General features: G+C 72.1%; 11 protein-coding genes. 9 read left to right on the forward strand and 2 right to left on the reverse strand.

Annotated elements, in window-relative coordinates:
- Nucleotides 1-7 precede the first annotated feature (7 nt).
- The 4 genes from miaB to PX701_RS15095 are packed head-to-tail and all read left to right on the forward strand — an operon-like array spanning nucleotide 8 to nucleotide 4,668.
- Nucleotides 8-1,594 carry a tRNA (N6-isopentenyl adenosine(37)-C2)-methylthiotransferase MiaB gene (miaB, locus tag PX701_RS15080; RefSeq protein ID WP_231431307.1) on the forward strand — a complete coding sequence of 529 codons (1,587 nt, stop codon included), beginning with the start codon at nucleotides 8-10 and terminating at the stop codon, nucleotides 1,592-1,594.
- A 1-nt stretch (nucleotide 1,595) separates the two neighbouring features.
- Complete coding sequence (gene miaA / locus PX701_RS15085) at nucleotides 1,596-2,516, forward strand: tRNA (adenosine(37)-N6)-dimethylallyltransferase MiaA (RefSeq protein ID WP_275506751.1); 921 nt, start codon at nucleotides 1,596-1,598, stop codon at nucleotides 2,514-2,516.
- A 5-nt stretch (nucleotides 2,517-2,521) separates the two neighbouring features.
- Nucleotides 2,522-3,403 (forward strand): diaminopimelate epimerase, encoded by an 882-nt coding sequence (dapF, locus tag PX701_RS15090; RefSeq protein WP_275506752.1) that lies wholly within the window; start codon nucleotides 2,522-2,524, stop codon nucleotides 3,401-3,403.
- A complete protein-coding gene (locus PX701_RS15095; protein WP_275506753.1) occupies nucleotides 3,400-4,668 on the forward strand; it encodes an MFS transporter in 1,269 nt (422 codons plus the stop codon). The genes dapF and PX701_RS15095 overlap by 4 nt, the downstream gene beginning before the upstream one ends.
- Nucleotides 4,669-4,692: 24 nt before the next feature.
- On the opposite strand, the gene PX701_RS15100 is transcribed toward PX701_RS15095, so the two are convergent.
- Complete coding sequence (locus PX701_RS15100; RefSeq protein ID WP_275506754.1) at nucleotides 4,693-5,298, reverse strand: class I SAM-dependent methyltransferase; 606 nt, start codon at nucleotides 5,296-5,298, stop codon at nucleotides 4,693-4,695.
- A 42-nt stretch (nucleotides 5,299-5,340) separates the two neighbouring features.
- On the opposite strand from PX701_RS15100, the gene hflX reads away from it, so the two are divergent.
- From hflX to PX701_RS15120, 4 genes are all read left to right on the forward strand, one after another.
- Complete coding sequence (gene hflX / locus PX701_RS15105) at nucleotides 5,341-6,870, forward strand: GTPase HflX (protein ID WP_275506755.1); 1,530 nt, start codon at nucleotides 5,341-5,343, stop codon at nucleotides 6,868-6,870.
- Nucleotides 6,871-7,143: 273 nt separating this feature from the next.
- On the forward strand, nucleotides 7,144-8,121 hold the full coding sequence (locus PX701_RS15110) for a methylenetetrahydrofolate reductase (RefSeq protein WP_231431301.1): 978 nt from the start codon (nucleotides 7,144-7,146) through the stop codon (nucleotides 8,119-8,121).
- A 136-nt stretch (nucleotides 8,122-8,257) separates the two neighbouring features.
- Entirely contained in the window at nucleotides 8,258-10,618 is a 2,361-nt protein-coding gene (gene metE / locus PX701_RS15115; RefSeq protein ID WP_275506756.1) for a 5-methyltetrahydropteroyltriglutamate--homocysteine S-methyltransferase, read from the forward strand.
- 100 nt (nucleotides 10,619-10,718) lie between these two features.
- A complete protein-coding gene (locus PX701_RS15120) occupies nucleotides 10,719-11,480 on the forward strand; it encodes an alpha/beta fold hydrolase (RefSeq protein ID WP_275506757.1) in 762 nt (253 codons plus the stop codon).
- Nucleotides 11,481-11,582: 102 nt separating this feature from the next.
- Here PX701_RS15120 and lexA read toward each other — a convergent pair whose 3' ends face one another.
- On the reverse strand, nucleotides 11,583-12,269 hold the full coding sequence (lexA, locus tag PX701_RS15125; RefSeq protein WP_420831081.1) for a transcriptional repressor LexA: 687 nt from the start codon (nucleotides 12,267-12,269) through the stop codon (nucleotides 11,583-11,585).
- Between the two features lie 256 nt (nucleotides 12,270-12,525).
- On the opposite strand from lexA, the gene PX701_RS15130 reads away from it, so the two are divergent.
- The gene (locus tag PX701_RS15130; RefSeq protein WP_275506758.1) at nucleotides 12,526-12,918 is read left to right on the forward strand and encodes a LysM peptidoglycan-binding domain-containing protein; all 393 of its coding nucleotides are present in this window, start codon (nucleotides 12,526-12,528) and stop codon (nucleotides 12,916-12,918) included.
- Nucleotides 12,919-12,933 lie beyond the last annotated feature (15 nt).

Below are 12,933 nucleotides of genomic sequence, written 5' to 3' on the forward strand. Positions count from 1 at the left end.
TGCGATCATGAGCACCATTCACGAGGTCGCCGACGCCCGGGCGACGGAGCCCGCACCGCGCACCTACGAGGTCCGCACCTTCGGGTGCCAGATGAACGTCCACGATTCCGAACGACTCTCGGGCTCGCTCGAGGCCGCCGGCTACGTCCCTGCGAACGGCGCCGAACCCGACGTCGTCGTGATCAACACGTGCGCCGTCCGCGAGAACGCCGACAACAAGCTCTACGGCAACCTCGGGCACCTGGCCGGCGTCAAGCGCCGCCACTCCGGCATGCAGATCGCCGTCGGCGGCTGCCTCGCCCAGAAGGACAAGAACGTCATCCTCGAGAAGGCGCCGTGGGTCGACGTGGTGTTCGGCACCCACAACATGGGGTCGCTGCCGAGCCTGCTCGAGCGTGCCCGGCACAACGACGAGGCGCAACTCGAGATCCTCGACGCACTCGAGGTCTTCCCGTCGACGCTGCCGACGAAGCGCGACTCGACCTACAGCGGCTGGGTCTCGATCTCCGTCGGCTGCAACAACACGTGCACGTTCTGCATCGTCCCCGCGCTGCGGGGCAAGGAGAAGGACCGCCGGCCCGGCGACATCCTCGCCGAGATCCAGGCCCTCGTCGACGACGGTGCCGTCGAGGTGACCCTGCTCGGACAGAACGTCAACTCGTACGGCGTCGAGTTCGGCGACCGCCAGGCGTTCGGCAAGCTCCTCCGCGCCGCAGGCGAGATCGACGGGCTCGAGCGCATCCGGTTCACGAGCCCGCACCCCGCTGCGTTCACCGACGACGTCATCGATGCCATGGCCGAGACCCCGAGCGTGATGCCGCAGCTGCACATGCCGTTGCAGTCGGGTTCCGATCGCATCCTCAAGGCGATGCGACGCTCGTACCGGTCCGAGAAGTTCCTCGGCATCCTCGACCGCGTGCGTGCCAAGATTCCGAACGCCGCGATCTCGACCGACATCATCGTCGGCTTCCCCGGTGAGACCGAGGAGGACTTCCAGGAGACGATGCGCGTCGTCGAGGCCGCCCGATTCGCCTCTGCGTTCACCTTCCAGTACTCGATCCGTCCCGGCACTCCGGCCGCCACGATGGAGCATCAGGTGCCGAAGGAGGTCGTGCAGGAGCGCTACGACCGCCTCATCGCCCTGCAGGAGCGCATCTCCTGGGAGGAGAACCTGAAGCTCGTCGGCACGACGGTCAATCTCCTCGTCGCCACCGGCGAAGGCAAGAAGGACGCCGAGACCCACCGCCTGAGCGGTCGCGCCGAAGACAGCCGTCTCGTGCACTTCGAGGTGCCCGAGGGCTCCGAACTGCCGCGCCCGGGCGACGTTGTCACGGTCGAGATCACGCAGGCCGCCCCGTTCCACCTCCTCGCCGACTCGGTCGACGGCGCCCCGTTGCGGATCCGGCGCACTCGCGCGGGCGACGCGTGGGATCGCGACCAGGCCGAGAGCTGCGGCGTGCCCGCGGACACCGGCTCGACGAGTCCCGGCCGGGTCTCGCTCGGGCTCCCGACCCTGCGCATCGCGAACGAGCCGCTCGTGTCGCCCGGCGTCGGCACGTTCCCGATCTACGACCCGACCGACGGCCAGCGCTGACGTGACGCTCATCGCCGTCGTCGGCGCGACCGGCACCGGCAAGTCGGCCTTCGCGCTCGACCTCGCGGAGGCGTTCGATCGCGCCGGGTGCACCGCCGAGGTCGTGAACGCCGATGCGATGCAGCTGTATCGCGGCATGGACATCGGCACCGCCAAGCTCGCGCTCGGGGAGCGCAGGGGGGTGCCGCATCACCTGCTCGACGTGCTCGAGGTCACCGACGAGGCATCCGTGGCGGCCTACCAGGCCGAGGCGAGGGCGCGCATCGACGAGATCACCGGCCGCGGATCGGTCGCGCTGCTGGTCGGCGGATCGGGTCTGTACGTCTCGTCGGTCATCCACGACTTCCGGTTCCCCGGCACCGATCCCGACGTGCGTGCGCGCCTCGAGGCCGAGCTCGCCGAGCAGGGTCCCGGCATGCTGCACGCGCGGCTCCGCGAGATCGATGCCGAGACCGCAGCGAAGGTCGACCCGCTGAACGGGCGCCGCGTCGTCCGTGCCCTCGAGGTGATCGAGGTCACCGGCTCGCCGGCGGCGGCGAGGATTCCCGACGATCCGGTGCCGTGGCGACCGCATCGCATCGTGCACCTGCGCAGCGACCGCGCGCGGCTCGTCGCGCGGCTCGACGCCCGCGTCGACGACATGTGGGCGTCCGGCCTCCTCGACGAGGTGCGCGGACTCGTCCCGCTCGGCCTCGAGCGCGGGGTCACCGCGCGCAAGGCCATCGGCTACGCGCAGGCGCTCGCCGAGCTCCAGGGCCGGATGCCTCGTACGGACGCGGTCGCCGAGACGCAACAGCTCACCCGCACGTACGCGAGGCGGCAGGTCGGCTGGTTCAAGCGATACCGGGACGCGGTGCAGATCGACGCCGATGATGCCGTCGCGAGAAGCGCCGAGCTCGCCCGGCAGGCCGCCCTAGACTGAGTCGCATGCCGTTCGATCTGCGATTCACCAAGGGCCAGGGCACGGGCAACGACTTCGTGCTCTTCAGCGACCCAGAGGGTGAGAACGAACTCGAGCCCACGCAGATCGCGGCCGTCTGCGACCGGCGTTTCGGCGTCGGCGCCGACGGGCTCATCCGCGCCGTGCGCTCGCAGAACCTCGCCGACGGTGCAGCGGCGCTCGCAGCCGATCCGCGCGCGGTCTGGTTCATGGACTACTGGAACGCCGACGGCACCGTGTCCGAGATGTGCGGCAACGGCATCCGCGTCTTCGTGCGGTACCTGCTCGACCAGGGGCTCGCCGAGCTGCATCCCGGCCACGAGATCGCGATCGGCACCCGGGCCGGCGTGCGCACGGTGACCCGCACGGCGTCGGGCTTCCAGGTCGACCTCGGCACCTGGCGTCTCGCGGGCGGCGAACCGCTCGTGCGCGCGAAGCAGCTGCCCGTCGCGCGGCCCGGTCTCGGCATCGACGTGGGCAATCCGCACGTCGTCGTCGCCCTCGCCGACGACGACGAGCTCGAGGGGCTCGACCTCGCCTACGCGCCCATGCTCGAACCGGTGCCCGCTGCGGGCGCCAACGTCGAGTTCGTCGTGCCCGCCGAGCCGCTCGTCGAAGACGGCGTCGGCCGCATCCGCATGCGCGTGCACGAGCGCGGATCGGGCGAGACGCTCTCGTGCGGCACCGGTGCCGTGGCCTCCGCACTCGCGGTGCGGTACTGGGCCGGCGCCGGTGCGCCGAACGACTGGCGCGTGCAGGTGCCGGGCGGGGTGCTCGGCGTCCGCATGTTCGAGGCGTCCGACGGCGAGCACGTCGCGCTCGCAGGCCCCGCCGAGCTCGTCTTCGACGGCGTGCTCACGCTCGCATGACCCGCGGCGCCACCGGTCGGGCCGCCGCGTCCTCCTTCCCCTGGCTCCTGCTCGTCGGCATCTCGCTCGTCGCGCTCAACCTGCGCGGCCCGCTCGTCGCGATCGCGCCCGTCATCGAGGAGATCGAGGCCTCGCTCGGCCTCTCGCCGACCGCGGCCGGCCTGCTGACGAGCCTGCCCGTGCTGTGCTTCGCCCTGGGCACGCCGATCGCCGCGTGGACGATCCGGCTGACCGGTGCCGAGCGGGCCGTCGCGATCTCGCTCATCGGCACCCTCATAGGCACGATCGTGCGATCGGGCGGCACGACCTGGGCGGCGTTCGCGGGCACCGTCATCATCGGCCTCGCGATCGCGATCGGCAACGTCGTCGTGCCGGTCGTCATCCGGCGCGACGTCCCGCCCGAGCGCGCGCAGCTCGTCACGGGCGTGTACTCGGCCATGATGAACGTCGGCTCCATGCTCACGATCGCGGTGACGGCGCCGCTCGCCGAGCTGATCGGCTGGCAGTGGGCGACCGCGATCTGGGGCGTGCTCATCGTGGTGGCTCTCGCGGTGTGGGGCGTGCACCTGCGGCGCGTCAGTGCCGAGAGCCGCGAGGCGCGCGAGGCCGCCGCGCTCGCGGTCACCGGTTCACTGGCCGCCGTCACCGGACCGACCGGCGTCGTCGCCCCCGGCGAGTACTCGGCGTGGCGCAACCCCATGACCTGGCTGCTCGCGGCGGCATTCGCCGCGCAGTCGTTCTCGTACTACGGACTGAGCGCCTGGCTGCCGAGCCTCTACGCCGACGTGTACGACCTCGATACGATCGCCGCCGGCAACGTCGCGTCGCTCTTCCAGCTCGCGGCCGTCGCGGGGGCGCTCGGTGTGCCGTTCCTCGGCCGACTGCGGCCGGCCTGGGTGCAGCCGGCCATCGTCGGCGTGCTGTGGACGACGCTGCCGCTGGGCCTGCTCCTCGCCCCGGAGGCGTACCTCGTGTGGACCGTCACCGGCGGTATCGCCCAGGGCGGCGGATTCGTCGTCATCATCGCGACCGTCGTGCGCATCACCCGTACCGACCGCGAGACCACGCAGATGTCGGCGCTCGTGCAGGCCGGCGGCTACCTCGTCGCGGCGACGGCGCCACCCGTGCTCGGCGCATTGCACGAATCGAGCGGCGCATGGGCCCTGCCGCTCGTCGCGGTGCTCGTCGCGACGCTCGCGTTCCTCGTGCTCACGACCTCGGCCTCCGTGCGCTCCGCCCGCCTCATCGACCGCAGGGCGCGATAGCGGGTTCGACGGACGGGCACCCGGTCAGCGGCGCACGTCGAGCACGCGGAAGCCCTTGGAGTTCGCCGCGCGTTCGACGTCGAGGCCGAGCTCGGCGCCGATCCAGCGCTGCAGGGACTCGGCGCCGAGGTGCTTGGCGACCACGAGCCACGCGGCGGCCTCGGCGGAGTCGTCCAGCCGGGTCAGCCATCGCGAGAGCATCTCGTGCAGCTCCTGCTTGCCGACCCTGATCGGCGGGTTCGACCAGATCGTCGCGAAGCGCACGTCGTCGGGAACATCGTCGGGCCTGACGGCGTTGACGTTGTGGAGGCCGAGCCGGGCGGCGTTGCGCCGCGTGAGGTCGAGGGCGCGCTTGTTCACGTCGACCGCCCACACCGTGGCCTCGGGCGACCGCATCGCGAGGGTGAGCGCGATGGGGCCCCATCCGGTGCCGAGGTCGAGCAGGTCGCCCGCCGCCGGGGGAGCGGGCACGGCGTCGAGCAGTACGCGGGTGCCCTGGTCGAGGTGCTCGGGGCTGAACACGCCGCCGGCGGTCATGAGCTCGACCTCGCGACCGGCGAGCGCCACGCGGATGGTACGGGTGCGGGCTTCGCTCGAGGGCGCGGCGCAGAAGTAGTGGTCGGAACCCATGTAGGGGAACCTATCGCAGCGATCGGAAGTAGGGTTAACACGATGAACGAAGCCGAACAGAACACCGCCGACGACGCGGTCGAGCGAGTGCTGAGGGGCGCGGAGACGAAGGCCGGGGTCACCCGGTTCGGTTCCGGTGCGGCCGAGGCCATGATGGTGCACGGCTCCGACGCCGCCTCGGGAGCCGACACCGACGGCGAGCAGTACGACCGTGAAGAGCGTGCGGCGTTGCGTCGCGTCGCCGGCCTCTCCACCGAACTCGAAGACGTCACCGAGGTCGAGTACCGGCAGCTCCGGCTCGAGAACGTCGTGCTCATCGGCGTCTACTCGCAGGGCTCCCTCGACGACGCCGAGAACTCGCTCCGCGAGCTCTCAGCCCTCGCCGAGACTGCGGGCGCCCGGGTGCTCGACGGCGTGCTGCAGCGGCGACCGCACCCCGACCCCTCGACGTACCTCGGCCGCGGCAAGGTCGAAGAGCTGAGGCACATCGTCGCCTCGCTCGGCGCCGACACGGTCGTCGCTGACACCGAGCTCGCGCCGAGCCAGCGGCGTGCACTCGAGGACGCCGTCAAGGTGAAGGTCATCGACCGCACCGCCGTCATCCTCGACATCTTCAGCCAGCACGCGAAGAGCCGGGAGGGCAAGGCGCAGGTCGAGCTCGCACAACTCGAATACCTCCTCCCGAGGCTTCGCGGCTGGGGCGAATCGATGTCCCGCCAGGCCGGTGGCCAGGTGGGTTCGGGCGGCGCGGGCATGGGCTCGAGAGGTCCCGGTGAGACGAAGATCGAACTCGACCGCCGTCGCATCCACTCGCGCATGGCCAAGCTCCGGCGCCAGATCGCGGGCATGAAGCCAGCGCGCGAGGCGAAGCGGGCGAACCGCCGTCGCAACGCGGTGCCGTCGGTCGCGATCGCCGGCTACACCAACGCCGGCAAGTCGAGCCTGCTCAACCGCATCACGGGTGCCGGCGTGCTCGTCGAGAACGCGTTGTTCGCGACCCTCGATGCGACGGTGCGTCGCAACACGACGGCCGACGGCCGCGTCTACACGATCGCCGACACGGTCGGCTTCGTGCGCAACCTTCCGCACCAGCTCGTCGAGGCGTTCCGCTCGACGCTCGAAGAGGTCGGCGACGCAGATCTCATCGTGCACGTCGTCGATGCGGCCCACCCAGATCCCGCCGGGCAGATCGCGACCGTGCGCGACGTCATCGGCGAGGTCGGCGCCCGCGACATCCCCGAGCTCGTGGTCTTCAACAAGGCCGACCTCGTCTCGGCCGAGGATCGCCTCGTGCTCCGCGGGCTCGAGCCCGACGCCGTGTTCGCCTCGGCCCGTACGGGCGAGGGCATCGCCGACGTGCTGGCCGCCATCGGCGAGATGCTGCCCGACCCCGCGGTCGAGGTCGAACTGCTCGTGCCGTACGACCGCGGCGAAATCGTGTCGGCCCTGCACGAGCAGGCGCGCGTCCTCGAGCTCGACTACGTCGAAGACGGCACGCGCGTTCGTGCGCTCGTCTCGCCAGAGCTCGCCGGCCAGTACGCGGAGTTCGTCGCACCCGTCGCCGCCGCGTAGCGCACCGGCCGAACCACCGGATGCCCCGGCAGGCGCCGAGGCATCCGGGTCGTTGCCGCACTCCGAGCGTGTCGACGTCATTCCCGGTCACATTGGCCGGCGGCGCCGTGCCATCGCGTAACGTCGCTCCTGATCGTCGACGACGGGCCGGATGCCCGTCGCCAGGAGCGACCGCCGAGCCCGGCACCCGCCCGCGTGACCCATCCGCCGTGAGGCGGTGGCCGCGGCCTGCCGTGCCACCACCGCCATGCGGCACCCATCGAGGAGTCCGACATGGCTGCGACCGGAGCCGCCGGCACCCGGGAGACGGGTGACTGTACCGACCGCCCGCCGATCTCGTTCGAGCTGTTCCCGCCGCGCTCCGACGCCGCGGCGATCGCGCTCGGGCGCACGATCGACCGGCTGGCCGAGGTCGACCCGGCCTTCATCTCGGTGACGTTCGGGGCGGGCGGGTCGCAGCGCGGCCGCTCCCTCACCGTGCTGCGGTACATCCTCGAGCACACCTCCGTCGAGCCGATGGCGCACCTGACCTGCGTCGGCTCGTCGCACGCCGAGGCGAACCGCCTCGTGCGCGAGTTCCTCGACGCGGGCATCACGAGCTTCCTCGCGCTGCGCGGCGACCCACCGGAGGGCGACGACCCCGACGCCGGTCTCGGCGACCTCGGCACCGCGGCGGAGCTCGTCCAGCTCATCCACCGGGTGCAGGAGGAGCGCGAGCCGTTCGGAGAGTCGGGCGTCCCCGGCGCGCCCGGCGCCCGCCGCATCGGAGCCCGACCCCGCCCCGAGCGGGTCGCGGTCGCGGCGTTCCCGACGGGCCACCCGCGTTCGCGCGGGCTCGCGCAGGACGTCGACACCCTGCTCGCGAAGGAGGTCGCCGGGGCGACCCTCGCGATCACGCAGCTGTTCTGGCACGCCGACGACTACCTCGGCTTCGTCGAACGGGCGCGCACGGCCGGGGTGACGATCCCCATCCTGCCGGGGCTCATGCCGGTCACGAATCCGGCCCGACTCGCGCGCTTGACCGAGCTCACCGGCGTCGAGCCGCCGGCGGACCTCGCGATCGACCTGGAGATCGAGCCCGACGGCGAGGCCCGCGCCAGGATCGGCGAGGAGTACGCGGCGAACCTCGCTGGCGAGGTGCTGCGGGGCGGCGCCCCGGGCCTGCACCTCTACACCTACAACCGGCACGAGACGGTGCTCTCGGTGCTCGACCGGCTCGGACTCGGCGTCCGCGCCGGGCGGAGGACCTGACCGGCGGCTCCCGCCGCATCGACGATCACTTCACCACCACCACCACCGGCCCGGGGCCCGATGCCCCGCGGTCGATGTCGACGACCCGCGACCGGCGCGGTGCTTCGGCCTACCCGGAAATCGAAAGGAACGAGTCATGACCGTACCCACCACCCGCTTCCCGTCCGGAACCGTGCTCGGCTATCCGCGCATCGGTCGGCGCCGGGAGCTCAAGCGCGCGGTCGAGGCGTTCTGGGCCGGCACGATCGACGAGGCCGAGCTCGAGGCGCGAACCCGCGCGCTGCGCTCGCAGACGCGTGAGCGGCTCGCCGAGCTCGGACTCGAACGCACGGGCTCGGCGATCCCCGAGACGTTCTCGTACTACGACCAGGTGCTCGACGCGGCCGTCGCGTTCGGCGCCGTTCCGGCGCGATTCGCCGACCTGCTCGACAAGCAGGGCGGGCTCGACCTCACCGCCTACTTCACGATCGCCCGCGGGGAGGGCGAGCGTGCTCCGCTCGAGATGACGAAGTGGTTCGACTCGAACTACCACTACCTCGTGCCCGAGATCGGCCCCGAGACGGAGTTCTCGCTGCACGCCGAGCGTCTCGTCGCCCAGTTCGCCGAGGCGAGGGCGGAGGGCTTCGTGACGCGGCCGGTCGTGGTCGGCCCGGTCACCTTCCTGTCGCTCGCGAAGGCCGCCGACGGCGCGCCCGACGGGTTCCGCCCGATCGACCGGCTCACCGACCTCCTGCCCGTCTATGCGGCGCTGCTCGCGGAACTCTCGGCGGCCGGCGCGGAGTGGGTGCAGCTCGACGAGCCGGCGCTCGTCTCCGAGGCGATCGACGTGCCGAGCGAGCTGGTGCTCGATGCCGCGGCGAAGGCCTACGCGTTGCTCGGTGCGCTCGACCGGCGCCCGGCGATCTTCGTCGCGGCGCCCTACGGGTCGCTCGACGACGCGCTCCCGGTGCTCGCGGAGACGCCCGTCGAGGCGATCGGGCTCGACCTCGTACGGGGCGCGGTGCCGACGGCCCTCGAGGCGAGGACCGAGGCCGCGCTGCGCACGAAGACGCTCGTCGCGGGCGTCATCGACGGGCACAACGTCTGGCGTGGCGACCCCGGCACCGCGCTCGAGCGGGCTGAGGGGCTGCGCGACCGGGCGGGCGCCGTCTCAGTCTCGACGTCCACCTCGCTGCTGCACGTGCCGCACGACGTCGACGACGAGTCCCGACTCGACCCGCGGCTCGCGAGCTGGCTCGCCTTCGCCGATCAGAAGGTCGGCCAGGTCGCAACGCTCGCCCTCGGCCTCACGAACGGGCGCGACACCGTCGCCGAGCGGCTCGCCGAGGCATCCGCGGCACTGGCCGACCGTGCCGCCGCACCCGGGGTGCGGGTGCCCGCGGTCCGCGACCGCCTCGCCGCCCTCACGGAGGCGGACTTCCACCGCGGCGACGAGGCCGAACGGCTCGCGGCGCAGGCGGCCCTCGGACTGCCCGAACTGCCGACCACGACGATCGGCTCGTTCCCGCAGACGAGCGACCTGCGCATCGCCCGCGCCCGTCTCGGCCGGGGCGAGCTCGACGCCGACGCGTACGCCGGCGTGATGCGCGCCGAGATCGAGCGGGTGGTGCGCCTGCAGGAGGAGCTCGGCCTCGACGTGCTCGTGCACGGCGAGCCGGAGCGCAACGACATGGTGCAGTACTTCGCCGAGCTGCTCGACGGCTTCGCCGTCACCGAGCACGGCTGGGTGCAGTCGTACGGGTCGCGCTGCACGCGGCCCTCGATCCTCTGGGGGGATGTCTCGCGTCCGGCGCCCATGACGGTCGAATGGTCGGCCTACGCGCAGTCGCTCAGCGACAAGCCGGTCAAGGGCATGCTGACGGGACCGGTGACGATCCTCGCGTGGTCGTTCGTGCGCGACGACCAGCCCCTCGGCGACACCGCCCGGCAGGTCGCGCTGGCCCTGCGCGACGAGATCGCCGACCTCGAGGGGGCGGGCATCCGCATCATCCAGGTCGACGAGCCCGCACTCCGGGAACTGCTGCCGCTCAAGCGCGCCGACCAGCCCGCGTACCTCGACTGGTCGGTCGGCTCGTTCACGCTGGCGACGGCCGGCGCTGCACCCGGCACGCAGGTGCACACCCACCTGTGCTACTCGGAGTTCGGGGTGGTGATCGACGCGATCAAGGGACTCGACGCCGACGTCACCTCGATCGAGGCCGCGCGCAGCCGGATGGAGGTCGTCGACGACCTCTCGGCGAGCGGCTTCGACCACGGCATCGGGCCCGGGGTGTACGACATCCACTCGCCCCGCGTGCCGTCGACGGCCGAGCTGCAGGAACTGCTCGAGCGCGCGGCGGCGGCGATCCCCGCCGGGCGGCTCTGGGTGAATCCCGACTGCGGTCTCAAGACGCGCGGCTACGACGAGACGGTGGCGTCGCTCGCGAACCTCGTCGAGGCGACCCGTGCGGTGCGGGCCGGACTCGCACGCGGGCTCGCGGCGCCGGTCGCCGGATGAGGCGGCGGGCGGATGCCGCGTGAGCGGCATCCGCCCGATGCTCGGCGCCTTCGCATCGTTCGCCGGGGCGATGCACAGGCGGGCGGCGTACCGTCATCGCATGCGACTCGCGGTTCACGAGACGGGCGCGGGCGCCCGCACGGCCATCCTCATCCACGGCATCATGTCGGACTCGCGCGCATGGCACCGCGTCACGCACGAACTCGAGGCGCAGGGCTTCCGGGTGCTCGCGGTGGACCTCGCCGGACACGGGCGCAGCCCGCGGGCGCGTCGGTACTCGCCCGCCGCATGGGCCGACGACGTGGTCGAGACGGTCGAGCCCATGCTCGACGGGCCCCCCGACGTCGTGCTCGGGCACTCGCTCGGCGGCCTCGTCGCGAGCCTCGTCGCCGACCGGCTCGCGCCGCGGGCGGCGATCTACGTCGATCCCGCGTTCGCCTTTCCGACGGGCCTGCGCGGCCTGGCGTACAAGGCCTTCTTCGCGATCGCCCCGAGGCCGCGGCGCGGGGCGCTCGTGCGGATGAACCCGAAGTGGAGCGCGGTCGACGTCGACATCGAACTGGCGACCCTCCGCGACTGGGACAAGCGGACCGTGCTGGGCTTCGCCGACACCAGGCCGCTGGTGCCGCCGGCCCGACTCGTCGCCCCGACGCTCGTGCTGCTCGCCGAGAAGAGCCTGCTCATCACCGAGCGCGTCGCGTCCGACCTGCGCCGACGGGGCATGACCGTCGCGACGGTGCCGGGCACGGGTCACACGGTCTTCCGCGACGATCATGCTGGGTTCATGGACGCGGTGATCGGCTGGCTCCGTTCGGTGGCGCAGCCTGCGGGCGCGATCGCCGCAGGCGCGACGAGCGCATAGCGTCCTCCGGACGCACGTCACCCGACGTCCCCGGCCTCGCCGATCGCGCGCCGCCGGCGCGGCCGCGGGCTCAGACCGCGCGCCGCCGGCGCGGCCGCGGGCTCAGACCGCGCGCAGCACGGCGACGACCTTGCCGAGGACCTCGGCCTGGTCGCCGAGGATCGGCTCGAACGCGGTGTTGCGCGGCAGCAGCCAGGTGTGGCCGTCGCGCTGGCGGAACACCTTGACGGTCGCCTCGCCGTCGAGCATGGCGGCCACGATCTCGCCGTTCTCGGCGGTGCGCTGCGAGCGCACGACCACCCAGTCGCCGTCGCAGATGGCCGCGTCGATCATCGAGTCGCCGACGACCTTGAGGATGAAGAGCTCGCCCTTGCCGACGAGCTGGCGGGGGAGCGGGAACACCTCGTCGATCTGCTGCTCGGCCGTGATCGGCACGCCGGCCGCGATGCGGCCGACGAGGGGGACCATCGCCGCGTCGCCGACCGGCGCGGGATCGCCCGCCGACGGAGGTCGCTCGTCGAGGCCCGGCAGCTCGATGAGCACCTCGAGCGCGCGGGGGCGGTTCGGATCGCGCCGCAGGTAGCCGGCGAGTTCGAGCTGGTTGAGCTGGTGCGTGACGCTCGACAGCGATGCGAGGCCGACGGCGTCACCGATCTCGCGCATGCTCGGCGGGTAGCCGCGTGTCGCCACCGAACGCTGCACGACCTCGAGGATCGCGATCTGCTTCGCGCTCAGGCTCTTGCGGCGGCGTGCCCTGCCGGTCTCGCGCACGTCGTTGTCGCTCTTCACGGTTCCGCCCCTCGTTGCGACCGCCTTCGCGATCGGATGTCGGTGGTGTCTGATCGACTGTTCCCAGACATTCGAAACTGTATCCACATGCGGCGGGAGCGGCAAACATTCGTTCGAGTGTGTCGCGAGATCGCTCCCCGAGAAACCCGCAGTCCGATGCTTGCAGTCGAAGATGTTCGAAGATATATTCGGAACAGAGATTCGCATCCGGCCCTCCCGGCCGAGGGCCGGATGCGATCCCACGCAGGAGGGTGACATGAGCGCAGCGATCGTGACGAACGAGTACCGTTCCGGTGTTCCGGTGCCCCGCGCAGGCCGTGTCGACGGCGGTGCGGAGGGTGCACCGCGCACCCGCCTCCGGCTGACCCGTCGCGGGCGCGCTGTCTTCACGACCCTCGCCGCACTGCCGATCGTCCTCTGGGCGCTCGCAGCCGTGCTGAACGCCGGCGGTGCGGCCGCCGACCTGGCCGGGGGCGATTCGCTGCAGTACGTCACGGTGGGTGCCGGGGGCTCGCTCTGGGAGATCGCCGAGGCGATCGACCCGTCGGCCGACCCGCGCGACACGATCGCCGAGATCGTCCGGCTCAACGGGCTCGACGGTGCGACGATCGAGCCGGGCCAGCGCCTCGCGGTCCCCGCTTCGGAGTAGGCGGTCATACGAGGT

This window comes from Agromyces chromiiresistens (assembly GCF_029167465.1).
Taxonomy (GTDB): domain Bacteria; phylum Actinomycetota; class Actinomycetes; order Actinomycetales; family Microbacteriaceae; genus Agromyces; species Agromyces chromiiresistens.